The organism is Rhodococcus sp. BP-241, assembly GCF_019836145.1.
GTDB lineage: Bacteria > Actinomycetota > Actinomycetes > Mycobacteriales > Mycobacteriaceae > Rhodococcoides.
Window position 1 is genome coordinate 151,238 of sequence record NZ_JABUEI010000004.1, and the last position, 23,368, is coordinate 174,605.

The following is a 23,368-nucleotide window of genomic DNA, read 5'->3' on the forward strand; positions in this document are numbered from 1 at the left end:
CATCGCGTCTCGCGAGCTCTGCCGTCGACCTCGGGCTGTGCCGTGTGAACCCGGCCGTGACCGTGTTCTCGCGCGTCCCCCGGACCCGAAGAGGTCCGCGCACGGCGGTGAATCACATCCGTGTCGTTCGCCGCCAATCTAACCACGGACCGGGCTCCGGGATGCGGCGACACCGCGGCGCGTCTCGGCCCGGCCGACCGGACCAGAAATCGTCCACCGGGCGGGCAGTATCCTTCTGGACCATGGCAATTCTCCCCATCCGTATCGTCGGTGACCCGGTGCTGCACACCCCCACCCAGCAGGTCACGGCGTCGCCCGCGGAACTCGAGACGTTGATCGCGGACATGTACGACACGCTCGAGGCCGCCAAGGGTGTCGGACTGGCCGCCAACCAGGTGGGTGAACCGCTCCGACTGTTCATCTACGACTGCCCCGACCACAGCGAGGACGGCACGGTGACGCGCCGCCGCGGCGAGGTGATCAACCCGGTTCTCGAGACGTCGGAGATTCCCGAGACGATGCCCGATCCGGACGACGACGACGAGGGGTGCCTCTCGGTTCCCGGCGAGCAGCACCCGACGGGTCGGGCCGAGTGGGCGCGTGTCACCGGAACCGATGCGAAGGGTGAGCCCGTCGACATCGAGGGGCACGGTTTCTTCGCGCGCATGCTGCAGCACGAGGTGGGCCACCTCGACGGTTTCCTCTACGTCGACGTGCTGGTCGGACGCAACGCGCGGGCGGCGAAGAAGGCCATCAAGAAGAACGGGTGGGGCGTACCCGGGCTGAGCTGGATCCCCGGCACCGTCGCGGATCCGTTCGGCCACGACGACGAGTGACTCGGGACGCCCCGGTTCCGGGCTCGCGGGTGGTGCTGCGGTACCGCCTGCCGGACGGGTCGACCCCGCCGTTCACCGACGTGATCGGCATCCTCGCGGCGTCCGGCACCGCGGTGACCGTGCAGCCGGAGTCCGGTGACCCGGTGACCGTGCCGGCCGAGCGCATCGTCGCACTCAAGGCGTTGGCACCTCGGCCCGTCCGCAATTCGGAGATCCGCGGTCTCGAGAGTGCGGCGGCCGATGCGTGGCCGGGCCTCGAGCAGGAGTGGATCGGTGGATGGCTGCTCCGCGCCGGCGCCGGCGTGACACGACGAGGCAATTCGGCGAGCCCCCTGCGTCCCGACGCGTCCGCCGTCGACCTGCCGGCCGTCGCCGCCTGGTACCGCGACCGGGACCTGCAACCCTCACTGTCGTTGCCGGACCGACTTCTCCGGGCGCCGGCGGGATGGAGCCTGTCGGCCGAGGCACTGGTGCTGACGCTGCCGATCCCGTCGTCGACCGGGCCGGACACGGACACGGACACGGACACCGAGCGCATCGCCGCGCCCGACGACCGATGGCTGGCGCACCATCCCCGCTACCGGGATCGTCCGGACCTTCTCATCGCGGTCCACGACGGTGTCGTGATCTTTCTCCGACGAGGCGACACGGCGGTCGCCCGCGCTGCCGTCACCGCATCGCCGACCGGACGACGCTGGGTCGGCATCACCGCGGTGGCCACTCGACCCGACGAGCGTCGGCGCGGTCACGGGTCCGCGGTGTGTGCCGAAGCGATGCGGTGGGGAGCCGACCACGGCGCGACGCACGCCTACGTCCAGGTCGAGGTGGACAACGACGAGGCGCGATCGCTGTACGAGCGCCTCGGCTTCACCGAGCATCATCGCTACCGCTACGCGAGCCCGGAGGGTGTCACCGCCCCGGGCTAGGGTCGCTCACCGTGCGCCTGGCTACCTGGAACGTGAACTCCGTCCGCTCGCGAGTCGACCGCATCGTCGACTGGCTCGAGCGCTCCGACGTCGACGTTCTCGCGATTCAAGAGACGAAGTGCAAGGACGAGCAGTTCCCGTACCAGCGCTTCACCGACATCGGGTACCAGGTCGCGCACGTGGGCACGAGTCAGTGGAACGGTGTCGCCATCGCGTCACGCGTCGGGCTCGACGACGTGCAGATCGGGTTCGAGAACCAGCCGGGGTTCAGCAAGGACCCGGAGGTCCCGCCCGCCGACGAGGCCCGGGCCATCGGCGCGACCTGCGGGGGCGTACGCGTCTGGAGCCTGTACGTCCCCAACGGACGGTCCCTCGAGGACCCGCACTACCGCTACAAGCTCGACTGGCTCGCGACCCTGCGCGACGACGCCCGGTCGTGGCTCGCCGCCGATCCGCAGGCACGCATCGCGTTGGTCGGTGACTGGAACGTGGCCCCCACCGACGACGACGTCTGGGACCCGGCGCTGTTCGAGGGCCGCACGCACACCTCGGGACCGGAGCGCGACGCGTTCCGAGCCATCGTCGACGAAGGATTCGCGGACGTGGTGCGACCGTTCACCCCCGGCCCCGGTGTCTACACCTACTGGGACTACACGCAGCTGCGTTTCCCGCGCCGCGAAGGTCTCCGCATCGACTTCGTGCTGGCCTCACCCGCACTCGCGGCGCAGGTCACCGACGCCTCGATCGATCGTCAGGAGCGCAAGGGGAAGGGCGCCAGCGACCACGCGCCGGTCGTCGTCGAGCTGGGCGGGGACGCCGCGGTGACCGAGCCGGCCGGGGCCTGATCGGCCACCATGGCGAGGTACTCGATATTCGCGCCGATGAATCGACGCACGTAGGAACACTGGGGCCAGATCGACAGGTCACCGATACGCAGGATGTCGAGGGCGCCGCGCACGAGGACCGCTGCCCACCCGTGGTCGCCGAACTCCTCCTTGACGACGGTGTGCTGGAGCACGACCGTGTCGCTGTCGGGGGCGACCTCGTACGCGAGGATGCCGACGAGCGCATCGCCGACGGTCAGGACGAAGCGCGAGTTGCTCGGATCGTCCGACACGAGACTGGTGTCCATGACAACAGTTCATCACCGATGTTGTGACGGATGGTGTTCCTGTGATTGTTGATGCGCAATCGCGACGAAGTCGTCACGGTGTCGAGATCAGTCGGCGGTCACCATGTCGCGGTACTCGGGGTTCTCGGCGACGAAGCGCTGCACGTAGGTGCAGACCGGCTTCACCTTCCAGCCGTAGCCGCGAGCAGCGTCGAGGGAGTTGCGGACCATGATGGCGGCGAGGCCGCGATGCCCGAAGTCCTCGGTGATGACGGCGTGCATGAAGCTGACGACGGGCTGACGACGCGCACCGCGTCCGACGGAGTCGACGGGGAAGTACCCGACGATCCCGACGAGGTCACCGTTGAGCCGGAGCTCGAACCGGTTCTGGTGCGGGTTGTCTGTCACATCGGTGACGGGCGCATCCGACAGCATCATTCTTCTCCTGGCGGCCGTGGGGCTCACCCGGTTCCTGTGCGAACCCGGGCGCGGGGCGGGACACGAGCAGCCTCGTCGCCGCGGTCGTGTGCATCACATGGGTGCATGTGACGTAGACCACTATTGCACAGGATTCGCGTCTTCGCCGGGGGAGCGGGTGAATATGTGGCGAACTCACGGGAAAAGCGCTCGAGTACAGTTCGGCGTGTGACAACGCTGCCTCTGGCACCTTCCGGGACGACGCCACTGCGCGTCCTCACCATCGCCGGCACCGACTCCGGCGGCGGCGCCGGAATCCAGGCCGACTCGCGCACCATCGCTCTGTGCGGACTGCACGCCTGCGTCGCGGTCGCCGCCGTGACGGTGCAGAACACGGTGGGAGTCAGTGGTTTTCACGAGATCCCGCCCGCCGTGGTGGCCGACCAGGTACGAACGGTGGTGTCGGACATCGGCATCGGCGCGGCCAAGACCGGCATGCTGGCGTCCACCGCTATCATCGAGGCCGTCACCGACGTGTGCACCGAGGTCGGGATCGGCCGCGGTGGCTCGGTACCGCTCGTCGTGGACCCGGTCTCGGCGTCGATGCACGGCGATTCCCTCCTGCACGCCGATGCGCTGGATGCGTTGCGCACCAGACTCATTCCCCTCGCCACGATCGTCACGCCCAACCTCGACGAGGTCCGACTGCTCACCGGCATCGACGTCGAGGACGAGGTGACGGCGCGACGGGCCGCCGAGGCACTGCACGCTCTCGGCGCCCAGTGGGCCGTCGTCAAGGGTGGGCACCTGCGGACCTCGTCGTCGAGCACCGATCTGCTCTTCGACGGTGAGCGGATGCTCGAGTTCACGAACCCTCGTATCGACACGGGCAACGATCACGGCGGCGGCGACACCCTCGCCGCAGCGCTGGCGTGCGCCCTCGCCCACGGCTACGCGGTGCCGGACGCGTTCGAGTTCGCGAAGGAGTGGGTCACGAAGTCGCTCGAGGCCGCGTACGACCTCGGCCATGGGCACGGCCCGGTCTCACCGCTCTGGCGACTGCACCAGTCGGCTGATGCGTAGATCCTCGGGCACACCGGTCAGCTTCGGCGAGAACAACCCGCGCCGGTAGGGCTTGGTGGCCAGCCCGACGGTGTCCAGCACCTCGGGTGACACCAGATCCAGCGCGGCGTTCGAGATCATGACGTTGCCGTCGGCACCGGTCTGCATGACGCGCGCGGCCACGGTGACGTCGACGCCGAGCCAGTCCGACCCGACGGCGCGCGGGCAGCCGGTGTGGATGCCGACGCGCATCCGCGGGGTGTAGCCGTTCACGTCGACACGGGCCAGAGCGACCTGTGCCTCGAAGACGGCCCGCACCGCGTTGTCTGCGCTGGGGAAGACAGCCATCAGCCCGTCTCCCAGGCGTTTGACGATGTGACCGCCGCGATCGAGCATGGGCCGCTCGACCGCACGGGCCACCTGCTTGAGCAGCACCAGCGTGGTGGCGTCACCGGCGGACAGCGACCACGTGGAGAAGCCGACGAGATCGGTGAAGACGATGGTGACCTCGCGCTCGCCCCGCCCGCGACCCGCGCGTTCGAGCACCGCCTGCCACACCTGCAGCGCACCCAGCGAGAGTTCCTTCGACGCGCCGGGAGCGTCGCCCTGCAGCCGGTCGGTGACCCGCGCGACCATGCGCGCGGCTCCGGGTCCGGCCGTCGAGAGCGGATCGCCGAACGACGGATCACCGGGCAGCACTCCGCGTACGCGGCGGACCAGTTCGACGACCCGCGGCGTCCGATTGACGGTGCGGGCAGCGTCGGCGGCCCGACGGGCGGCGTCACCTGCGCTGATCTTCACCACTCGACCATATCTTGTCGTTACTCCGAGTGACAGTAAACGTCACTCGGCCTGACGGGCGGCGTCTCGATCGGCACCCACGGGGACGCCGTTCGGGCCCGTCACCGACTCGGCGTACGTGCCGATGCCGTAGGCGACGGCCTTCGAGTTGATGCCGAGAGCCTCCCGGTCGACGTTTTCGAGCGTGTCCTCGGCGGTGTGGTAATTCGGGTCGAAGGGCTCGTTCGCCGTCCCGCCCCAGCGCGCGGCCTGCTCCTCGGTCTTCACGTCGTCCGCGCCGCTGAAGACGCCGCCCGAGGGGATGCCGACCTCGATGAAGGGGCCGTAGTCCGAGCGCCCGTCGAAGTCGGTGCCGTCGGCGTCCTGCGTCGTGAGCTGCTCCTCGAAGACTCGCTCGATCGCGTCCGAGCCGGTGGGGCCGGCGGGCTCGCCGACCTGATCCGAGTCGTCTCCGTCGTAGACGAGGTAGCCGGCGTTGTTCGACCCGACCATGTCGAAGTTCAGGTAGAGCGCGATCGCGGCCTTGTCCTCGTCGGACAGTCCCTCGACGTACTTCGTGGATCCGACCAGACCGAGTTCTTCCGCGCCCCAGAACCCGAACCGCACGGCGTTGGTCACGTCCGGCGAGCCACCCATCTGCAGAGCAGACTCGAGCACGGCGGCGGTACCGGTGCCGTTGTCGTTGATGCCCGGGCCCTCGGGAACCGAGTCGAGATGCGCTCCTGCCATGACGACGTTCTCGGTGGATCCCGTCGTGGTCTGCGCGAGAATGTTGCGGCTGGTCGTGGTCTCGGTCTCCGCGGCGAGCGTGATCTGCGCGGTGGTCGGGGCCGCGGCCAGAGAGGCACCGTCCTCGCGGCTGACACCCACCGACGGGATGCGGGCATCCTCCTTCGCGCCGAGCGTGCCGGCGTCGAGCGGACCGTCCTCGTTGTTGGACACGATGATCGCGGCGGCGCCGCGCTCGGCGGCGATCTGCCCCTTCTGCGCGAAAGAGCACACCCCGCGGGGGACCAGAGCGACCGCGCCGGTCAGCGTGAGGCCGTCGTAGTCGGTGGCCTCGCAGCCGGGTGAGTCGTCGGCAGGTGCTGCCACGATCGGACCGGAGACCCCACCGGCGGGCGTGGCCGGTGAGTACGTGAACGCGCTCACCGGCACGTCGCGGTCGGCAGCGCGCAGCGCCACCGAGTCGAGGGTGTAGCTGTCGAACGAGAACTCGGGCGTCTCGACGTCGAAGCCCGCGTCCCGCAGTGTGCCGGCCACGTAGTCGACGCTGGCGTCGTATCCGGCGGTGCCGGCGGCGCGATTCCCGTCGTGCGCGTCGGCGATGTCGGAGAGCTCCTGCAGGTGGCTCACCACCGCGTCGAGGGTGACGGCCTCGGACAGCGAGGAACCCGTGACCGGTGCGGCCACGGGTTCCTCGGACGGGGTGGCTTCCTCACCGGACGAGCCGGAGGAGCAGGACGACAGCGCGAGCACTCCCGCCGCACAGATCGCGATGGACAGGGTCGATCGTGTCGTCCGCATGAACGTCACCCTAACGAAAGAGCGGTCACGCGTCTCGCTTGTTCACCACCACCACTGCGGCGCCGAAGACGACGGCGACGAAGGCCGCGAAGTAGGCCAGGCTGCCCCACGGTCCCCAGTGGTACTCCACTCCACCGGGCGAACCGAGGAAGTTGTTCGCGTTCATGAACGGGAGGAAGGGCATGATGTCGCGCCCGATGCTGCCGAACAGGTTGAACAGCGACTCGATCAACAGCGGCCACAGGAGCAGCAGTGCGATCGCGGCGGCCGACTGTCGCAGCAGCGCACCGACTCCCACGGCGAGGACGACGCACAGGAAGGCGTAGATCGGGACACCGTAGATGGCACGCCACGCGTCCGAACCCTCGAGCACGAGTGCGGCGCCCGCATCGGGACCGGCCGTGGCCTTCGCGATGTAGAACGCGCCCAGCGTGAGCACCAGGGACAACACCGCACCGAAGACGCCGATGAGCAGTGCTTTCACGCCGAGTACCGAGGCACGGCTGGGGATGGCCTGGAACGTGGTCCGGATGATGCCGAAGCGATACTCGCTTGTGATCGACAGCGCCGCGAGAATCATGAGCACGAGAACACCGAACCCGCTGACGCCGGCAACGGCGTCCGCGAGGGTCGGCAGGTACGGCTCGAAGCCGGGGTCGTTTCCGGCGGCGATGTCGTTCTGCACGGTGGTGACCGTCGACTTGGCCGTGATGCCGATGACGGCACCGATGCCCAGCCCGAGCGCCACGATGATGACGGTGCACCACCACGGCGACTTCGTCGAGGTGAGTTTGATTCGTTCCGCTGCAAGCACACTCATCGCAGTGCCCCTCCCATCACGTCAGTATCGGTACCGGTACCGGCGCCGTGGTACTGCACGTCGTCACCGGTGAGTTTCATGAACGCGTCCTCGAGCGAACCGTGCTGGGACGCCAGCTCGTGCAGGACGATGTTGTGGCGCGCGGCGATCTCGCCGATCGCCTCCGTGGTGGACTCGGCCACCACGAGGGTCGGATGCACCTGATCGAGGCTGCTGGGCTCCTTGACCGTCAGACCTGCCGACGTGAGCGCGCTGCGCAGGGCGTCGAGCTGGGGGCTGCGGACGCGGACCGACGCCTCCGAGGCGCGGTCGACGAACTCCTGCACGGACGAGTCCGAGATGAGCCGACCGCGGCCGATGACGATCAGTTGTTCTGCGGTGAGCGCCATCTCGGAGAGCAGGTGCGAGGACACCAGCACGGTCCGCCCCTCGGCGGCGAGGCGCTGCATGAACTTGCGGATCCAGACGATGCCCTCGGGATCGAGTCCGTTGACCGGCTCGTCGAACATCAGGACCTTCGGGTCACCGAGCAACGCACCGGCCAGACCGAGTCGCTGCGACATGCCGAGGGAGAACCCGCCGGCCTTCTGCTTGGCCACCTCGGACAGACCGACGAGGCGGAGCACCTCGTCGACGCGGGACGAGGCGATGCCGTTGGAGGCCGCCATCCACTGCAGGTGAGCGCGCGCGGATCTGTTGGGGTGCACCCACTTCGCGTCGAGCAGAGCGCCGACGGTGCGAATGGGATTCTTCAGCTCACGGTAGGGCCGACCCTCGATGAGTGCCGTTCCGGACGTGGGCTGATCGAGCCCGAGGATCATCCGCATCGTGGTGGACTTGCCGGCACCGTTGGGGCCGAGGAAGCCCGTCACGATACCCGGGCGCACCGTGAAGGAGAGATCGTCCACGGCTTTCTTCGCGCCGAACTGTTTGGTCAAACCTGTCACTTCGATCATGTGCATCAGGATGCCCGAGCGGGACCACCGACCACATCGCTCCCGGGTCTCGACCCGGGTCATCCGAAGGGATGACGCGACCCTGAGCCGCCCCCGGGGTGGTCAGTCGACGTCGGGCGAGGACGCCTGCGCCCAGAACCGTTTCGGGATCCGGCCCGCCAGCGCCGCCGATCGTCCGCCGCGCACCGCATCGGCCATGGCGGAGGCCATCATTCGCGGATCACGAGCGCGTGTCACCGCGGTGGCGAGCAGCACCGCCGAGCACCCCAGCTCCATGGCGAGTGCCGCGTCGCTCGCCGTGCCGATGCCGGCGTCGAGCACCACGGGAACCCCTGCGGCCGAGGTGATCATCTCGATGTTGTGCGGATTCGCGATGCCCAGTCCCGTCCCGATGGGCGATCCGAGCGGCATGACCGCAGCGCACCCCACGTCCTCGAGGCGACGCGCGAGCACCGGATCGTCGGTGGTGTAGGGCAACACGACGAAATCGTCGTCGACGAGTTGCTCCGCGGCGCGCACCAGCTCGATGGCGTCGGGCAGGAGGGTCCGCTCGTCCGCGATCACCTCGAGTTTGATCCAGTCGGTCTCCAGCGCCTCTCGCGCCAACTGCGCGGTGAGCACGGCCTCGGCGGCGCCGCGACATCCCGCCGTGTTGGGCAGCAGGGCGATGCCGAGGCGCGTGAGGAGATCGAGCACCCCGGTGCCGCCCGAGGCGTCGACACGGCGCAGAGCGACGGTGGTGAGTTCCGTCCCCGATGCGACGAGGGCCTCCTCCAGCACTGCGAGGTTGGCCGCGCCCCCGGTCCCCATGATCAGGCGAGACGTGAAGGTACGGTCGGCGATGGTCAGCTGATCAGCCACCCTGCACCGCCGTCAGCACCTCGATGGTCCAGCCGCGGCCCACGTCCTCGCCCCACCGCGAGCGCGGCAGCACGATTCCGTCCACCGCCACGGCGATGCCCTTCTCGGGAAGACCCAGCTGGGTCAGCATGTCCTGCACCGTCGTGCCGGGCTCGAGGTCGTGATCCGCACCGTTGACGGTGACACCCACTGCGGTCATGTTCGTCTCCTACCGTGCCCGAGTCCGCGTGAGACTCGAAAACCGTTCGGGGAGAGCGCATGCCGCTTCCGTCAACGGCTCGCCCTCCAGTTCTGCCACCACGGCGTCCGCCGTGACGGGCGCGAGCAGCACCCCGTTGCGACCGTGCCCGGCGGCGACGATCACGCGGTCGTCCAGCCGCCCGACCACGGGGATGTTGTCGGGGCTCCCCGGCCGCAGGCCCGCCGCCGTCTCCGCCAACTCGTAGTCACCGACGGCCGGGAACACGGCCTCGGCGTCCGCGAGGAGGTCGCGGACGCCGGCGACGGTCACGGCGGTGTCGTCACCGTGCTCGTACTGCGTCGCACCGACCACCAGACCGTCGCCACGGGGGACCAGGTACACCGCGCGACCGTTGACGCTCGCGCGGACGGTACGCGTCGGCGCACTCGCCGAGCCGGGTCGCGCACGCAGGCGCAGGATCTCGCCCTTCACCGGCCGCACCGGGACGTCCGGCAGCAGACGGGACGTCGACCACCCCGCGGCGACCACCACACGATCGGTGGCGAGCGCGTCGAGGTCGGTGACGGGAGCACGCTCGATCCGCACTCCCCGGTCGCGGACCGCGGACTCCAACGCGAGCACCAACGCCCGGTTGTCCACTGACAACTCCCCCGGCGCCGACAGGCCCAGACGAACGCGCGGCGAGAGTGACGGCTCCAGGGTGCGCACCTCGCTGCGCGAGAGGATCTCGAGATCGTGGCCCTGCGCACCCACCCAGTCGGCGACAGTGCGCAGGTCCGCAGCGTCGGCCGAGTCGAACGCGACGGTCAACGATCCACTCGACACGACGACGCCCCGACCCTCCAGGTCCGCGCGCAGCACCGGATCGTGCCACCGCCGCAGCGACGCGGAACCGAGTGCCAAGAGTGCGTGTTCGCCGGGCCAGCCCTCGGACAGCGGCGCGAGCATGCCGCCCGCCACCCAGCTGGCGGCGCCGTCGCCGACAGCGCGTGCACCGAACGTCGGGTCGTGCAGGGTGACGGACCATCCCGCCGCCGCGGCGGCGCGGGCGCAGAAGAGGCCGATCACCCCACCGCCCACGACGGAGACGGATCGCTGCATGAAACTCACTTCCTCCGCCGGCATGACCCGGGTCAGGTGGTTACGGTCTGGGCGGCCTCGCCCACTCTCAGCCCCGTCCGGGACTCCCGTGTTCGTTCCCCTTCACCCTAACCGGCTGATGACCCGACCGGCCTCCGGCCTTCCCGCCATCACCCGACCGGCCTCCGGCCTTCCCGCAGAAAATGTGGGTACTACATTCACACTCGTGACGACTTCGAGGACCACCGCCCGCGAGCGGCTCGCCACCGCCCGTCTGTACCTCTGCACCGACGCCCGCCGAGACACCGGCGACCTGGCCAAGTTCGTGGACGCGGCGCTGTCCGGGGGCGTCGACATCGTGCAGCTCCGCGACAAGGGGTCGGCGGGCGAGAAGAAGTACGGCGCCATCGAGGCGAAGGACGAGCTCGCCGCTCTCGCGGTCATCTCCGCCGCGTGCCGCCGTCACGGCGCGCTGATGGCCGTCAACGATCGTGCCGATCTGGCGCTCGCCTCGGGCGCCGACGTGCTGCACCTCGGCCAGAACGATCTGCCGGTGCACTACGCGCGCCGCATCGTGGGCCCGGACGTCGTCATCGGGCGCTCCACGCAGAACCGGGCACAGGCCACGCTCGCCGACATCGAGGACGGCGTCGACTACTTCGCCACGGGACCGGTGTGGGCGACTCCCACCAAGCCGAACCGTTCGGCCGCGGGCCTGGACGTCGTGCGTGAGGTCGCCGAATCGCATCCCACCCGGCCGTGGTTCGTCATCGGCGGGGTCGAGGAGAACAACGTCGCGCAGGCGCTCGAGGCGGGCGCGTCCCGCATCGCGGTGGTGCGGGCGATCACGCAGGCTCGCGACCCCGAGGCGGCGGCCCGTCGACTGCTCGATCTGCTGCCGTCGGTCTGACCGTCAGAGTCCGTCCGGCGACAGGACGGTGACGTCGGCGGGAACCGCCGAGCGCACCGCGTCGTCGGCCGTCACGACGACGACGCGCAGGTCGGTGTCGTTCCGGACGGCGGCGAGCGCCGCGTCCACGTTCTCGGCCCGTACGGTGTCGACGATCCACCCGAAGCTGCCGACGGCGAGTCGTACGGTGCGCGCCGGGAGATCGTCGGGGGCGTCGGCGGCCAGGACGGCGCGGACGGGCACGGTGCGCAGCGACGGCCAACTCTCGGCGAAGGCGGGGTGCAGCGGCAGCGAGTCCACCTCGTGCTCGGCGACCCAGCGCAGTTCGGTGCTCTCACCGTTGGGAACCGTGTCGAGTTCGCGCTCCGCGTCGGCGATCACAGTGGTGTAGGACCACCCTGAGTCCTCGATCTTGGTGACGTGCTCGTCCCGCACGGTCAGCAGGTCGTCCGTGATGCCCGCCTCCTCGCCGGCCTCGCGTACGGCCGCGTGGACGGCGCTCTCGTGACTGTCCCTGGCACCACCGGGCAGCGCCCACGTCCCGCCCTGATGACTCCAGGCCGCACGGTGCTGCAGCAACACCACGGAGCCCGCCGACCCGGTCGGAGCCCGCAACAGCAGACCGGCCGCGCCGTGTCGTCCCCAGTGCCGGCTCCCGTCGCTGCTGAAGACCCAGCCGTCCCCGTCACCGCGCATGGTTCACCGTCCGCATTCCCCCACCTTATTGCTCCTCGCGTTGCCTGTGCTCGGACCACGGTGGGCCTATGCTCGAATCCGGACATGAGGGCGACCGATCGCGCGGGAAGGGGTCGAGGTGTCACAGCAGACGAGTGCGCTGACTCTGCGCGCGCCCGTCGACACCCGCTCCGAACGGTCGGAGTTCCTCCGTTCCACTCCCGTCCGGCTGTTGGCGGTGGGTCTACTGGTGGTCGCGACGCTCGTGACCACCGCTCTCGTGACGACGCTGTCGGTGTCGGACCGCCAGCGCACCCTCGAACTTCTGCTCGCGCGCACCGAGCCGCTGTCCGATGCGGCGCAGAACCTGTACGTGCAGCTGTCGGTCGCGGACGCGACGGCGGCGACGGCCTTCCTCTCGGGCGGTCTGGAACCCGGTGACGTCCGTGGTCGGTACACGGACTCGCTCGGAGCGGCGGCGGGCGAGGTGGTCCGCGCGTCCACCGGACTCGCGAGCGACGACGCGACGTCGCGGCAACTGCTGGCGACGATCTCCACGAACCTGCCGCTGTACGCCGGCATCATCGAGACCGCGCGGACGAACAACCGCGTCGGCAATCCGGTGGGTTCCGCGTATCTGGCCGAGGCGTCGACCCTCATGCAGAACACGATCCTGCCGTGGGCCGAGGAACTGCACGCGGAGAAGTCCGGTGACGTGTCGGATGCGCAGCGCCAGTTCGCGACACCGCCCTGGTCGGCGTTCGTCGTGCTGGGCATCACCGTGCTCGTGCTCGTCGGCGCGCAGATGTTCCTGAGCCGGAAGACCAAGCGCACCGTCAACGTCGGTTTCGCGGGTGCCACGGTGGGCGTCGTACTGCTGCTCGGCTGGATGCTCGTCGCCGGGCTCATCTCCTCGACCGCCACCGACCGCGCTCTGGTGCGCGGCGCGGAGCCCCTGGACCTGCTCACCACCAGCCGGATCCTCGCCCAGCAGGCACGCGCCGACGAGACCATCGGCATGACGCGGCGCGGCGGCTTCGCCGACTACGAGAAGTCGTACTCCGACGCGGTGTCCGGCCTCGCCGACACCCTCGGCACACTCGCGCACGACGACGACACGCACAGTCCCCGGATGGACGACGCCCGTGCGCTGGTGTCGCTCTGGACCAGCTCGCACGACCGGATGAACGCGTCGCTGGACGTCGGCGACTTCGACACTGCCGTCACCATCGCCACCGGAACGGCTGCCGGCGACTCCAGCGACGTGTTCGGTCGGCTCGACTCGGCTCTCGTCGAGGAGATCGAGGCGTCCCGCGCGTCCCTGCGGGACGACGTCCAGCGTGCGTCGGGCGTGCTGGCCGGCCTCACCGTGGGCACCGGCATCGTGTGCGGCCTGGCCGTGCTCGCCGTCGTGGGCGGTATGTGGTCGCGTATCCGGGAGTACCTGTGATGCGCCGCGCGGCCGTGATCGCCGCCGCGCTCCTCCTCGTCCTGACCGGCTGCGCGGACACCACGCCGGTGCCGGAGGCGCCGGACCGCGCCACCGTCGCCGAACCGCTGCCCGACGGGGCCACCGGCGTCACCCCGGGCGCACCGATGCCACCGGCAGAGGACTGCGGCGACCCCCGCGCGAGCCTGCGGCCCAACTACGCGGCTCCCGACGGCGCACCCGTGCCCGCTCCGAACGTCGACGCGATCCGTGCCCGCGGGCGCCTCGTCGTCGGGCTGGACACCGGCAGCAATCTGTTCAGCTTCCGCGATCCCGTGAGCGGTGAGATCGTCGGCTTCGACGTCGACATCGCCCGCGAGGTCGCCCGCGATCTGTTCGGGGACCCGGACCGGCTGGAGTACCGCATCCTCGCGTCCGCCGAGCGGATCGACGCCCTGGCCGAGGGCGAGGTCGACATCGTCGTCAAGACCATGACCATCACGTGTGCCCGGCGCGAACGGGTGACCTTCTCCACCGTGTACTACCAGGCGGATCAACGAGTCCTGGCCGTCAAGGGCTCGGGCATCACGGGTGTCGGTGACCTCGGCGGTCGGCGCGTGTGCGCCGCGGCGGGCACCACGTCGTTGCTGCGCATCCAGCGTCTGCAGCCCAGTGCCCAGATCGTCAGCGTGCCCAGCTGGGCGGACTGTCTCGTGGTGCTGCAGCAGGGCGGTGTCGACGCCGTCAGCACCGACGACGCGATCCTCGCCGGACTCGCCGCCCAGGATCCGTACCTGGAGATCGTCGGGTTCTCCATCGCCGCGGAGCCGTACGGGATCGGCGTGACGCTGGGTCACGACGACCTCGTGCGCGTCGTCAACAGGACGCTCGAACGCATTCGCGGCGACGGCACCTGGAACCGCATCTACACCCAGTGGTTGTCCGTCCTCGGCCCGTCTCCCGGCGCGCCCTTTCCCGTCTACAACGGCTGATCATGAGTACCGAACCCGATCTCGAGGCGACCCGGGCCTCGTTGCGCGACGAGGATCCCGACGCCACCCGCGCCGCCCTGCGCGAGCAGGACTCCGACGCGACGAGGGCCTCGGTGCGCCCCGAGGAGGACGACGCCACGCGGGCCGCGCTGCGCGAGGACACCACCGGGCGCACCTCCCGGCCGAGCCGCCGCGTACGAACCGGAAAGCGTCGTCGCCTCGGTGGTGGGCTGGTGGAACTGCCGCGCATTCCCGAGGTCGATCCCGCGACCGCTGTCATGTCGGACCCCCGCGTCCCGGAGAGCAAGCGGTTCTGCTGGAAGTGCAACGCCCCCGTCGGGCGGAGCGTCGACGGCCGGCCCGCCCACCCGTCAGGTGACTGCGACAGGTGCGGAACGCATTTCGACTTCTCCCCGCTACTCGAACCCGGTGAGATGGTGGCCGGGCAGTACGAGGTGCAAGGGTGTATCGCGCACGGCGGACTCGGGTGGATCTACCTCGCCATCGATCGCAACGTCAGCGATCGCTGGGTCGTGCTCAAGGGCCTGCTGCACTTCGGCAACGCCGAGGCACACGCGGTGGCGATGGCGGAACGCCAGTTCCTCGCCGAGGTGACCCACCCCGGCATCGTCAAGATCTACAACTTCGTGGAGCACCCCCGCCCCCTCGCGCCCGGTTCGCAGGAGGTGCCGTCGTCGACGGGGTACATCGTCATGGAGTACGTCGGCGGTCGCACGCTGCGCCAGATCATGACCGACAACCCGGCGCGCACGAAACTGCCTGTGCAGGAAGCCATCGCCTACCTCCTCGAGGTGATGCCCGCGCTGGCCTACCTGCACTCCATCGGTCTGGCGTACAACGATCTGAAACCCGAGAACGTCATGGTGACGCAGGACCAGATCAAGCTGATCGACCTGGGCGCGGTGAGCCAGCTCGAGGACTACGGGTACCTCTACGGCACGGCCGGATACCAGGCACCGGAGATCGTGCGGACCGGACCCACGGTGGCGTCCGACATCTTCACCGTGGGGCGCACTCTCGCGGTCCTGACGCTCGAGATCGCCTCGGAGCACGGGCGGTACGTGGACGGCATCCCGGAGGACGCGCCCGTCCTGCAGGAGTACCAGTTCTTCGCCCGGCTTCTCCGACGCGCGACGGCCGCCGACCCGCTCACCCGGTTCCGCAGCGCCGACGAGGCGGCGAGTCAGCTCAGTGGTGTTCTGCGCGAGATCCTCTCGCAGCAGACGGGTGACAGCCACCCGTCGCTCTCGTCGGTGTTCAGCCCGCAGCGCACCACCTTCGGCACCGACGAGCAGGTCGCCGTCACCGACGTGTACATCGACGGACGGCACCGCGTGGCCAGGCTGGATCCGCGCGACGTGGTGGCCGCGCTTCCGGTTCCCCTGATCGACACGTCGGACCCGAGCGCGCAGCTCATCGCCGCGGCCGTGCACAGCGAACCGCACCAGACGCTCGACTCGCTGCGCCTCGCTCGCGAGAACGGCCTCGATCGCACCGTGGGCGACGACTCCATCGGGTCCGTGGAAGCGGTGCTGACCGAGGCCCGCGCGTATCTCGATCTGGGCGAGGGAGATTCGGCCGCGGAGGTGATGCGCAGGCTGGACGACGTGACGGGCAACTGGCGTGTCGACTGGCACCGCGGCACCATCGCGCTGCTGTGCCGTAACTTCGTCGACGCCGCCGACAAGTTCGACTCGGTGCTCTCCGCGATGCCCGGCGAGGTCGCACCCAAGCTCGCGCTCGCGGCGACGGCGGAACTGTTGGCGCAGCAGACCTCCGACGACGGCCACGACACGTGGTGCGCCCTGGCCGAGACGATGTACACCACGGTGTGGCGGACCGATCGCACCATCGTCAGCGCCGCGTTCGGTCTCGCCCGCAGACTCGCGGAACGGGGTGCGCTGCTCGACGCCATCATGACTCTCGATCTGGTGCCCGCCACGTCACGGCACTACTCGATGGCACGGATGACCGGCGTACTCACACTGCTCTCCGGCTCCGCGGCCGACATGGACGAGGGTGCGCTCTACGAGGCGGCGCGGCGCGTCGAGGCGCTGCCGGCGCGCGAACCCCGTGCGCTGCAACTGCGGACGGTCGTCCTGGGCACCGCGCTCGAATGGATGGAATCCGGGCACACGCCCGAGTCCACGGTGCCGCTGCTCGGCGTGCCCTTCACGCGGGACGGCCTCCGGACGGGCGCCGAGACCGCCCTGCGATCCCTCGCCCGGACCGCGCGGACCCGGTCGCACCGCTTCGCCCTGGTGGACCTGGCCAACGCGGTGCGGCCCAAGTCCCTCTTCTGATCAGCCGATCAGGGCCACCGCGGCGCGGGCGATGGCCAACTCCTCGTTGGTGGGCACCACGAGGACCGTCACCGGGGAATCGTCCGTCGAGATGACCCGGATTCCCTTGCCGCGCTCGGCATTGCGCTCCTCGTCCAGTTCGATCCCGTACATCTCGAGGTCCGCCAGGGCCGCTGCGCGCACCTCGGCCGAATTCTCGCCCACGCCGGCGGTGAACGTGACGACGTCCACGTGGCCCAGCTCGATCATGTACGCGCCGAGGTAGCGCCGCAGGCGATGGACGTACACGTCGAAGGCCAGGGCCGCGGCCTCGTCACCGTCGTCGATGAGGCGCCGGAGCTCACGGAAGTCGGTGACACCACTCAGTCCCTTGATACCGGAGCGGCGGTTGAGCAGTTCGTCGATGGCATCGACATCCATGTCGGCACTGCGCCGCAGGTGCATCACGATGCCGGGATCGATGTCGCCGCTGCGGGTTCCCATCACGAGCCCCTCGAGCGGGGTGAGGCCCATGGACGTGTCCACCGCGACGCCGCCGCGCACGGCCGATGCCGAGGCGCCGTTGCCGAGGTGCAGCACGATCTGGTTCACGTCCGACGGCGACCGTCCCAGATGCTCTGCCACGCGGCCACTCACGTACTCGTGGGACGTGCCGTGCATCCCGTACCGCTTGATGTCGTGTTCGGCGGCGGTGGCCGCATCGATGGCGTACGTCGAGGCGGCGGCGGGGAGGGTGTGGAAGAACGCCGTGTCGAACACGGCGACCTGCGGCACGTCGGGCAGCTCCCGGCGCGCCACCTCGATCCCACGCAGGTTGGCCGGATTGTGCAGGGGCGCCAGCGCACTGAGCTCGTCGATGGTGGCCACGACCGAGTCGTCGATGAGGGTGGGCTCGCTGAAGACGGTGCCGCCGTGCACCACTCGATGCCCCACTGCCGTGATGCCCGCCTCCGCCAGGGGCAGTCCCGCGTCGGCCATCATCTCGAACGCCAGCCGGAGGCCCGTGACGTGATCGGGGATATCGGTCGTCTTCTCCGTCGTGTCGTCGCCGCGGGTGACGGCCACGCGCCCGTCGGCGTCCCCGATGCGCTCGACGATGCCCTGCAGGACGCTGTGTCCCGAGTCGGGGTCCACCACCTGGAACTTCACCGACGACGATCCCGAGTTGACGACCAGCACCGTGCTCACTTCGCGACCTCCAGACCGTCGGTACCGGACTGGGCCTGGATGGCGGTGATCGCCACGGTGTTCACGATGTCCTGCACCAGGGCTCCTCGACTGAGATCGTTGACGGGCTTGCGCAGTCCCTGCAGGACCGGTCCCACCGCCACGGCGTTGGCGCTGCGCTGCACCGCCTTGTACGTGTTGTTGCCGGTGTTGAGGTCGGGGAAGACGAACACGGTCGCCCGGCCCGCCACCTCGGAGTCGGGCAGCTTGGACTTCGCCACCGACGGGTCGATGGCCGCGTCGTACTGGATCGGCCCCTCCACCAGCAGATCCGGCGCCCGGTCGCGGACGAGGTCGGTCGCCGTCCGGACCTTGTCCACGTCGGCACCCGATCCGGAATCGCCGGTGGAGTAGCTCAGCATCGCCACCCGCGGCTCGATGCCGAACATCGACGCGGTGGCCGCGGACGAGACGGCGATGTCGGCGAGCTGCTCCGACGTGGGATCGGGAACCACGGCGCAGTCGCCGTAGGCGAGCACCTTGTCCGCGAGACACATCAGGAAGATGCTCGAGACCGTCGAGACCCCGTCCATGGTCTTGATGATCTCGAAGGACGGCTTGATGGTGTGCGCCGTGGTGTGCGCGGCGCCCGAGACCATACCGTCGGCAATACCCTTGTGCACCATCATGGTTCCGAAGTACGAGATGTCGGACATGATGTCGCGGGCCTTGTCCTCGGTCATGCCCTTGTGCTTGCGCAGCTCGACGTACTCCGCGACGAAGTCGTCCGTGTACTCCGAGTTCGTCGGATCCAGCACGGTGGCCTCGGACAGGTCCACCCCCAGTTCCCCGGCCCTGCGCGTGATCGCCGCCTCGTCGCCGAGGATGGTCAGATCCGCGACCTGCCGTTGCAGCAGTCGTCCGGCCGCGCGCAGGATCCGGTCGTCCGACCCCTCGGGCAACACGATGTGCTTGCGGTCGGCGCGGGCCCGGTCGATGAGCTGGTACTCGAACATCTGCGGCGTCACCACCGACGGCATCGCGACGTCGAGGCGGCCCAGGATCTCGGCGGCGTCGACGTGGCGCTCCATGAGCGCCAGCGCCGTGTCGACCTTGCGTTGCGATCCGACGGCCACCCGCCCGCGAGTGGACGCGGCCACACTCGCGGTGTCGAAGGTTCCGAGTTCGGTGGTGAGGATCGGTAGTCGGGGCTGCAGACCCTCGATGAGCTTGGCGATCATGGGATGCGGTGTCAGTCCGCCGTTCATGACGATGCCGGCGAGCGACGGAAACCCCTCGGCCTCGTGGGCGTTGACGAGCGCGAGCACGACGTCGGAGCGGTCGGCCGGAGCGATGACGACGACTCCCTCGGTGAGTCGCTCGAGAATGTGCTCGGCCGTCATGCCGCCGACCATCACGCGCAGGGCCTCCCGTTGCAGCAGTTCGGCGTCGCCGCTGTAGAGCTCGCCCTTCATCGCGTGCAGCAGTTCGTCCATGGTCGGTGCGACCAGCAGCGGTACCTCGGGCAGAGCCCACGCCGGCACGTCCTCGGTCGAGAGCTGCGCGATGACGTCGTCCAACGCGTCGGGATCGCACCGGTTGGCGACGATGCCGGCCAGATGGGCGCGGTGCGTCGACAGTTCCGATCGACACACGTCGGCGAGGTGGGCGATCTCCTCGGGCGTGCGTTCGGAGCCACGCAGCGCGAGGAGCACCGGGGCGCCCAGGTTCACGGCGACGCGCGCGTTGAATCCCAGCTCGCTGGGACTGGCGATGTCGGTGTAGTCGCTGCCCACGATCACCACGGCATCGCACTGGGACGCGACGTCGTGGTAGCGGCGCACGATCTCGGCGAGCGCGGCGTCGGGATCCGCGTGCACCTCGTCGTAGGTGACGCCGAGCGACTGCTCGTACGTGGTGTCCGCGGTGGTGTGGTCGATCATGAGCTCGAGGATGTAGTCGGTCTCGGACGACGACCGAGCGATCGGCCGGAACACACCGACCCGAGCCGTCGAGGCACCGAGCATGCGCAGCAGCCCCAACGCGATGGTCGACTTGCCGGTGTCCCCCTCGGGCGACGCGATGTAGATGCTGGAGACGGGCGAACTGGGCGTGTCTGCGGGCGCGGCGACCATGGTCTCAGCCTAATGGGCGCGCCGCCGCGGTCGTCCGAGACGATGTCCCGCGGTCGGGCTGTGATCCCGGGAACAACTCCGCACTTTCTTAGCCTACGCAAGCATAATACTTGTGTGCCCACAACTGTCGCGTCAGGCGGTCTCGACCAGCGTCACAAGATGATCGTGCTGGCCACGTGCTGCCTCAGCCTGCTCATCGTGTCGATGGACGCCACCATCGTGAACGTCGCGCTGCCCGCCGTCCGCACCGAACTCGGCGCATCCGTGTCCCAGCTCCAGTGGACCATCGACGTCTACACACTGGTGCTCGCCAGTCTGCTGCTGCTGTCCGGCACCACCGCGGACCGTGTGGGGCGGCGCCGTGTCTTCCAGATCGGACTCGTCAGCTTCGCCGTCGGCTCGCTGCTCTGCAGCCTCGCCCCCACCGCCCCGGTCCTCATCCTCGCGCGCATGATCCAGGCGATCGGTGGGTCGATGCTCAACCCCGTCGCCATGTCGATCATCACGCAGGTCTTCACCGGGAAGGCCGAGCGTGCCCGGGCGATCGGTATGTGGGGCGCCGTGGTCGGCATCTCCATGGCCCTCGGTCCCATGCTCGGCGGACTGTTGATCGAGATCTCCGGGTGGCGGTCCGTCTTCTGGATCAACATCCCGGTCTGCCTCGCAGCGTTCGTTCTCGCCGCCGTGTTCGTCCCCGAGTCGCGGTCGCCCGTCGTGCGCGCGTTCGATCCGGTCGGTCAGCTGCTCGGTGTCGTCATGCTGGCCTCCCTGGTGTTCGGCCTCATCGAGGGTCCCTCGCTCGGATGGTCGTCGCCCATCACCCTCGCGGTGTTCGCCCTGTCCGCCGGCTCGTTCGTCGCGTTCGTCCGCTACGAGAACAGGCGCGTCGATCCGTTCATCGATCTGCGCTTCTTCCGCAGCATCCCGTTCTCGTCGGCGACGATCGTGGCCGTGTGCGCCTTCGGCGGATACGGAGCGTTCCTGTTCCTCATGTCTCTGTACCTGCAGGAGGTGCGCGGCTTCAGCGCGATCGGCACGGGAGCGTCCTTCCTTCCGCTCGCACTCGCCTCGCTGATCTGCTCGCCGCTGTCCGGGCGGATGGTGGCGCGGTGGGGTGCCCGCCCCTCGATGACCATCGCCGGTGTGGTCATCGCCGTCGCCGGCCTGACCCTCACCCGCCTCTCCGCCACCACCCACGTCAGCGCACTGCTGGTCATGTTCGCGATCTTCGGGGTCGGCTTCGGGCTGGTCAACGCCCCCATCACCAACGCGGCCGTCGGCGGGATGCCCCGCGATCGCGCGGGTGCGGCGTCGGCGGTCGCATCGACCAGCCGCCAGATCGGTGTCAGCATCGGCGTCGCGCTGTGCGGGAGCCTCACCACCGCGGGCGCCGCGTCCGGCATCGACGCGGGGTTCGCCGCCTCCACACACACGGTCTGGTGGGCTCTGGCCGCCATCGGTGTGATCGTCGCGGGCCTCGGGCTGGTCAGCGCCAGCAGACGGGCCACGCGGACCGCGGACGACGTGGCCGCACTGTTCCGCACACCGGAGCCCGCCCGTGCCTGACCGCCGGAGCCGACCGATAGACGAGGCCTGGGCCGCGATGACCTCGCTGGTCTTCGAGAACCGCGACACCTGGCGCCGACGGGTGGCGGCCGAGGTCGACATGCCGTTCAGCCGGGTGCGGGTGCTACGGCGCCTGGTCGACGGACCGCTGACGATGAGCGCGGTGGCCACCGCGGCGACGATGGACGCACCGGCGACCACGGTGTGCGTCAACGAACTCGAGTCTCGCGGCTACGTCCGCCGCACCGTCGACGACAGCGATCGTCGCAGCAAGCGCGTCACGATCACCGACGACGGCCGCGCCCTTATGGACCGCGTGCACACGATCACCGACCCGGTACCCGACTCGCTCGCCGACCTCGGCGACGAGGACGCCGCGGTGCTGCACCGGATCCTGTCGGGCGCGGTGTCCTCCGGCGTCGTCAGCCCAGTCGGCGCAGACGGGGCTCCAGATCGGTCTTGAACAACTCCAGGAACCGACGCTGATCGTGACCCGGCGCGTGAAAGACAAGGTGGTTCAGGCCTGCATCGACGTACGGCTTGACCTTCTCCACCGCCTCGTCCGGATCGGAGGCGACGATCCACCGCTTCGCCACCTGCTCGATCGGCAGCTCGTCCGCGGCCTTCTCCATCTCGATCGGATCGTCGATGGAGTGCTTCTGCTCCGGCGTCAGTGACAGCGGCGCCCAGAAGCGCGTGTTCTCCAGCGCCGCATCAGCATCGGTGTCGTACGAGATCTTGATCTCGATCATGTGGTCGATGTCGCCCACGGACCGGTTCATCTTCTCCGCACCTTCCGCCACCGCGGGGATCAACTTGTCGGTGTAGAGCTCCATACCCTTGCCGGACGTACAGATGAAGCCGTCGCCGCTGCGTCCGGCGTAGCGCGCGACCACGGGACCGCCGGCCGCCACGTACACCGGGACCCCACCCTCGGGAACGTCGTAGATCGAGGCGCCCTTGGTCTTGTAGTACTCGCCCTCGAAGTCGACGCGATCGCCCAGCCACAGCTCGCGCATCAGCGACACAGCCTCGCGCAGACGCGCGAACCGCTCCTTGAACTCCGGCCACTCACCGTCGAATCCGGTGGCGATCTCGTTCAGAGCCTCACCCGTACCCACTCCGAGCATGATCCGGTTCGGGTACAGGCACGCCATCGTCGCGAAGGCCTGCGCGATGACGGCCGGGTTGTAGCGGAACGTCGGGGTCATCACCGACGTGCCCAGCTGCAGAGTCTTCGTGCGCTCACCGACCGCAGTCATCCACGCCAGCGAGAACGGTGCGTGGCCGCCCTCGTGGCGCCAGGGCTGGAAGTGGTCGCTCACGGTCGCCGAGTCCATGCCCGACGCCTCCGCCTGCACCGCGATCTCGACGAGCTCACGTGGACCGAACTGCTCGGCCGACGCCTTGTATCCCAGCTTCAGTTCCTGTGCCACGCCGAACTCCCTCGTCTACCGCCGAACCCCGGTCACCGTCATGTCTATCAGTCGGGGCCTCCGATCCGCCCGAGGCCTTCGAATCGCAGTGCGCGCAACCCTGTCACCGAGGCGGGCGGCCCGGCACCGTGGGAG

The 23,368-nt window shown here is 69.4% G+C and carries 23 protein-coding genes and 1 riboswitch; of the genes, 10 read left to right on the forward strand and 13 right to left on the reverse strand.

What is annotated here, in order from left to right:
* Positions 1-242 precede the first annotated feature (242 nt).
* The 3 genes from HQ308_RS09965 to HQ308_RS09975 are packed head-to-tail and all read left to right on the forward strand — an operon-like array spanning position 243 to position 2,607.
* Positions 243-836, forward strand: coding sequence for a peptide deformylase (locus HQ308_RS09965; protein ID WP_222638013.1), 594 nt, complete (start codon positions 243-245; stop codon positions 834-836).
* Positions 833-1,762, forward strand: a complete 930-nt coding sequence (locus HQ308_RS09970; RefSeq protein WP_222646299.1) for a GNAT family N-acetyltransferase — start codon at positions 833-835, stop codon at positions 1,760-1,762. Before HQ308_RS09965 ends, HQ308_RS09970 begins: the two co-directional genes overlap by 4 nt.
* 11 nt (positions 1,763-1,773) lie before the next feature.
* Positions 1,774-2,607, forward strand: a complete 834-nt coding sequence (locus HQ308_RS09975; RefSeq protein WP_056441401.1) for an exodeoxyribonuclease III — start codon at positions 1,774-1,776, stop codon at positions 2,605-2,607.
* Here the strand turns inward: HQ308_RS09975 and HQ308_RS09980 are convergent.
* Both HQ308_RS09980 and HQ308_RS09985 read right to left on the reverse strand, forming a co-directional pair.
* Positions 2,514-2,894: a GNAT family N-acetyltransferase gene (locus HQ308_RS09980; RefSeq protein WP_222646300.1), complete on the reverse strand. Its 381-nt coding sequence runs from the start codon at positions 2,892-2,894 to the stop codon at positions 2,514-2,516. The two genes, HQ308_RS09975 and HQ308_RS09980, sit on opposite strands and share 94 nt — an antisense overlap.
* Positions 2,895-2,981: 87 nt before the next feature.
* A complete protein-coding gene (locus HQ308_RS09985; RefSeq protein WP_056442260.1) occupies positions 2,982-3,308 on the reverse strand; it encodes a GNAT family N-acetyltransferase in 327 nt (108 codons plus the stop codon).
* A gap of 210 nt (positions 3,309-3,518) precedes the next feature.
* Between HQ308_RS09985 and thiD the strand changes: the two genes are divergently transcribed.
* Entirely contained in the window at positions 3,519-4,373 is an 855-nt protein-coding gene (gene thiD, locus HQ308_RS09990; protein WP_027506237.1) for a bifunctional hydroxymethylpyrimidine kinase/phosphomethylpyrimidine kinase, read from the forward strand.
* Here thiD and HQ308_RS09995 read toward each other — a convergent pair.
* The 7 genes from HQ308_RS09995 to thiO all read right to left on the reverse strand — a co-directional run bounded on the left by HQ308_RS09995 (position 4,335) and on the right by thiO (position 10,620).
* Complete coding sequence (locus HQ308_RS09995) at positions 4,335-5,153, reverse strand: adenylate/guanylate cyclase domain-containing protein (RefSeq protein ID WP_308115735.1); 819 nt, start codon at positions 5,151-5,153, stop codon at positions 4,335-4,337. The genes thiD and HQ308_RS09995 overlap by 39 nt on opposite strands.
* A gap of 42 nt (positions 5,154-5,195) precedes the next feature.
* A complete protein-coding gene (locus tag HQ308_RS10000) occupies positions 5,196-6,680 on the reverse strand; it encodes a M28 family peptidase (RefSeq protein ID WP_222646301.1) in 1,485 nt (494 codons plus the stop codon).
* Between the two features lie 25 nt (positions 6,681-6,705).
* A complete protein-coding gene (locus HQ308_RS10005) occupies positions 6,706-7,500 on the reverse strand; it encodes an ABC transporter permease (protein WP_027506235.1) in 795 nt (264 codons plus the stop codon).
* Positions 7,497-8,456 carry an ABC transporter ATP-binding protein gene (locus HQ308_RS10010; RefSeq protein WP_056442255.1) on the reverse strand — a complete coding sequence of 320 codons (960 nt, stop codon included), beginning with the start codon at positions 8,454-8,456 and terminating at the stop codon, positions 7,497-7,499. The genes HQ308_RS10005 and HQ308_RS10010 overlap by 4 nt, the downstream gene beginning before the upstream one ends.
* A gap of 102 nt (positions 8,457-8,558) precedes the next feature.
* Entirely contained in the window at positions 8,559-9,317 is a 759-nt protein-coding gene (locus tag HQ308_RS10015; protein WP_027506233.1) for a thiazole synthase, read from the reverse strand.
* Positions 9,310-9,516 carry a sulfur carrier protein ThiS gene (gene thiS, locus HQ308_RS10020; protein WP_027506232.1) on the reverse strand — a complete coding sequence of 69 codons (207 nt, stop codon included), beginning with the start codon at positions 9,514-9,516 and terminating at the stop codon, positions 9,310-9,312. The genes HQ308_RS10015 and thiS overlap by 8 nt, the downstream gene beginning before the upstream one ends.
* A gap of 9 nt (positions 9,517-9,525) precedes the next feature.
* On the reverse strand, positions 9,526-10,620 hold the full coding sequence (thiO, locus tag HQ308_RS10025) for a glycine oxidase ThiO (RefSeq protein ID WP_222646302.1): 1,095 nt from the start codon (positions 10,618-10,620) through the stop codon (positions 9,526-9,528).
* Positions 10,613-10,720, reverse strand: a riboswitch (TPP riboswitch). (Overlaps the previous gene by 8 nt.)
* A 105-nt stretch (positions 10,721-10,825) precedes the next feature.
* On the opposite strand from thiO, the gene thiE reads away from it, so the two are divergent.
* A complete protein-coding gene (gene thiE / locus HQ308_RS10030; RefSeq protein WP_056442251.1) occupies positions 10,826-11,509 on the forward strand; it encodes a thiamine phosphate synthase in 684 nt (227 codons plus the stop codon).
* 3 nt (positions 11,510-11,512) lie between these two features.
* Here the strand turns inward: thiE and HQ308_RS10035 are convergent, their stop codons facing one another.
* Positions 11,513-12,205 (reverse strand): NUDIX hydrolase, encoded by a 693-nt coding sequence (locus HQ308_RS10035; RefSeq protein WP_222646304.1) that lies wholly within the window; start codon positions 12,203-12,205, stop codon positions 11,513-11,515.
* A 118-nt stretch (positions 12,206-12,323) separates the two neighbouring features.
* Here HQ308_RS10035 and HQ308_RS10040 point away from each other — a divergent pair, with 118 nt between their 5' ends.
* From HQ308_RS10040 to HQ308_RS10050, 3 genes are read left to right on the forward strand one after another with little or no spacing between them, the layout of a single operon-like run.
* Positions 12,324-13,634: a hypothetical protein gene (locus tag HQ308_RS10040; RefSeq protein ID WP_051613449.1), complete on the forward strand. Its 1,311-nt coding sequence runs from the start codon at positions 12,324-12,326 to the stop codon at positions 13,632-13,634.
* Positions 13,634-14,605, forward strand: coding sequence for a glutamate ABC transporter substrate-binding protein (locus HQ308_RS10045; protein WP_222646305.1), 972 nt, complete (start codon positions 13,634-13,636; stop codon positions 14,603-14,605). The genes HQ308_RS10040 and HQ308_RS10045 overlap by 1 nt, the downstream gene beginning before the upstream one ends.
* A gap of 2 nt (positions 14,606-14,607) precedes the next feature.
* Complete coding sequence (locus HQ308_RS10050) at positions 14,608-16,929, forward strand: serine/threonine-protein kinase (RefSeq protein ID WP_222646306.1); 2,322 nt, start codon at positions 14,608-14,610, stop codon at positions 16,927-16,929.
* On the opposite strand, the gene HQ308_RS10055 is transcribed toward HQ308_RS10050, so the two are convergent.
* Together HQ308_RS10055 and pta are read right to left on the reverse strand one after the other, a co-directional pair.
* The gene (locus tag HQ308_RS10055; protein ID WP_027506225.1) at positions 16,930-18,117 is read right to left on the reverse strand and encodes an acetate kinase; all 1,188 of its coding nucleotides are present in this window, start codon (positions 18,115-18,117) and stop codon (positions 16,930-16,932) included.
* The gene (gene pta / locus HQ308_RS10060; RefSeq protein ID WP_027506224.1) at positions 18,114-20,231 is read right to left on the reverse strand and encodes a phosphate acetyltransferase; all 2,118 of its coding nucleotides are present in this window, start codon (positions 20,229-20,231) and stop codon (positions 18,114-18,116) included. The genes HQ308_RS10055 and pta overlap by 4 nt, the downstream gene beginning before the upstream one ends.
* 159 nt (positions 20,232-20,390) lie before the next feature.
* On the opposite strand from pta, the gene HQ308_RS10065 reads away from it, so the two are divergent.
* Both HQ308_RS10065 and HQ308_RS10070 read left to right on the forward strand, forming a co-directional pair.
* Positions 20,391-21,797 carry a DHA2 family efflux MFS transporter permease subunit gene (locus tag HQ308_RS10065; RefSeq protein WP_222646474.1) on the forward strand — a complete coding sequence of 469 codons (1,407 nt, stop codon included), beginning with the start codon at positions 20,391-20,393 and terminating at the stop codon, positions 21,795-21,797.
* Positions 21,790-22,260 carry a MarR family transcriptional regulator gene (locus HQ308_RS10070; protein ID WP_308115736.1) on the forward strand — a complete coding sequence of 157 codons (471 nt, stop codon included), beginning with the start codon at positions 21,790-21,792 and terminating at the stop codon, positions 22,258-22,260. The genes HQ308_RS10065 and HQ308_RS10070 overlap by 8 nt, the downstream gene beginning before the upstream one ends.
* Here HQ308_RS10070 and fgd read toward each other — a convergent pair.
* Positions 22,220-23,233, reverse strand: coding sequence for a glucose-6-phosphate dehydrogenase (coenzyme-F420) (fgd, locus tag HQ308_RS10075; RefSeq protein WP_027506222.1), 1,014 nt, complete (start codon positions 23,231-23,233; stop codon positions 22,220-22,222). The genes HQ308_RS10070 and fgd overlap by 41 nt on opposite strands.
* Positions 23,234-23,368 lie beyond the last annotated feature (135 nt).

Coding starts and splice junctions, on each gene's coding strand:
- HQ308_RS09965 (WP_222638013.1), top strand. CDS start 243: ATGGCAATTCTCCCCATCCGTATCGTCGGTGACCCGGTGCTGCACACC.
- HQ308_RS09980 (WP_222646300.1), bottom strand. CDS start 2,894: ATGGACACCAGTCTCGTGTCGGACGATCCGAGCAACTCGCGCTTCGTC.
- HQ308_RS09985 (WP_056442260.1), bottom strand. CDS start 3,308: ATGCTGTCGGATGCGCCCGTCACCGATGTGACAGACAACCCGCACCAG.
- HQ308_RS10000 (WP_222646301.1), bottom strand. CDS start 6,680: ATGCGGACGACACGATCGACCCTGTCCATCGCGATCTGTGCGGCGGGA.
- HQ308_RS10005 (WP_027506235.1), bottom strand. CDS start 7,500: ATGAGTGTGCTTGCAGCGGAACGAATCAAACTCACCTCGACGAAGTCG.
- HQ308_RS10010 (WP_056442255.1), bottom strand. CDS start 8,456: ATGATCGAAGTGACAGGTTTGACCAAACAGTTCGGCGCGAAGAAAGCC.
- thiS (WP_027506232.1), bottom strand. CDS start 9,516: ATGACCGCAGTGGGTGTCACCGTCAACGGTGCGGATCACGACCTCGAG.
- thiO (WP_222646302.1), bottom strand. CDS start 10,620: ATGCAGCGATCCGTCTCCGTCGTGGGCGGTGGGGTGATCGGCCTCTTC.
- HQ308_RS10035 (WP_222646304.1), bottom strand. CDS start 12,205: ATGCGCGGTGACGGGGACGGCTGGGTCTTCAGCAGCGACGGGAGCCGG.
- HQ308_RS10045 (WP_222646305.1), top strand. CDS start 13,634: ATGCGCCGCGCGGCCGTGATCGCCGCCGCGCTCCTCCTCGTCCTGACC.
- HQ308_RS10050 (WP_222646306.1), top strand. CDS start 14,608: ATGAGTACCGAACCCGATCTCGAGGCGACCCGGGCCTCGTTGCGCGAC.
- pta (WP_027506224.1), bottom strand. CDS start 20,231: ATGGTCGCCGCGCCCGCAGACACGCCCAGTTCGCCCGTCTCCAGCATC.
- HQ308_RS10065 (WP_222646474.1), top strand. CDS start 20,391: ATGATCGTGCTGGCCACGTGCTGCCTCAGCCTGCTCATCGTGTCGATG.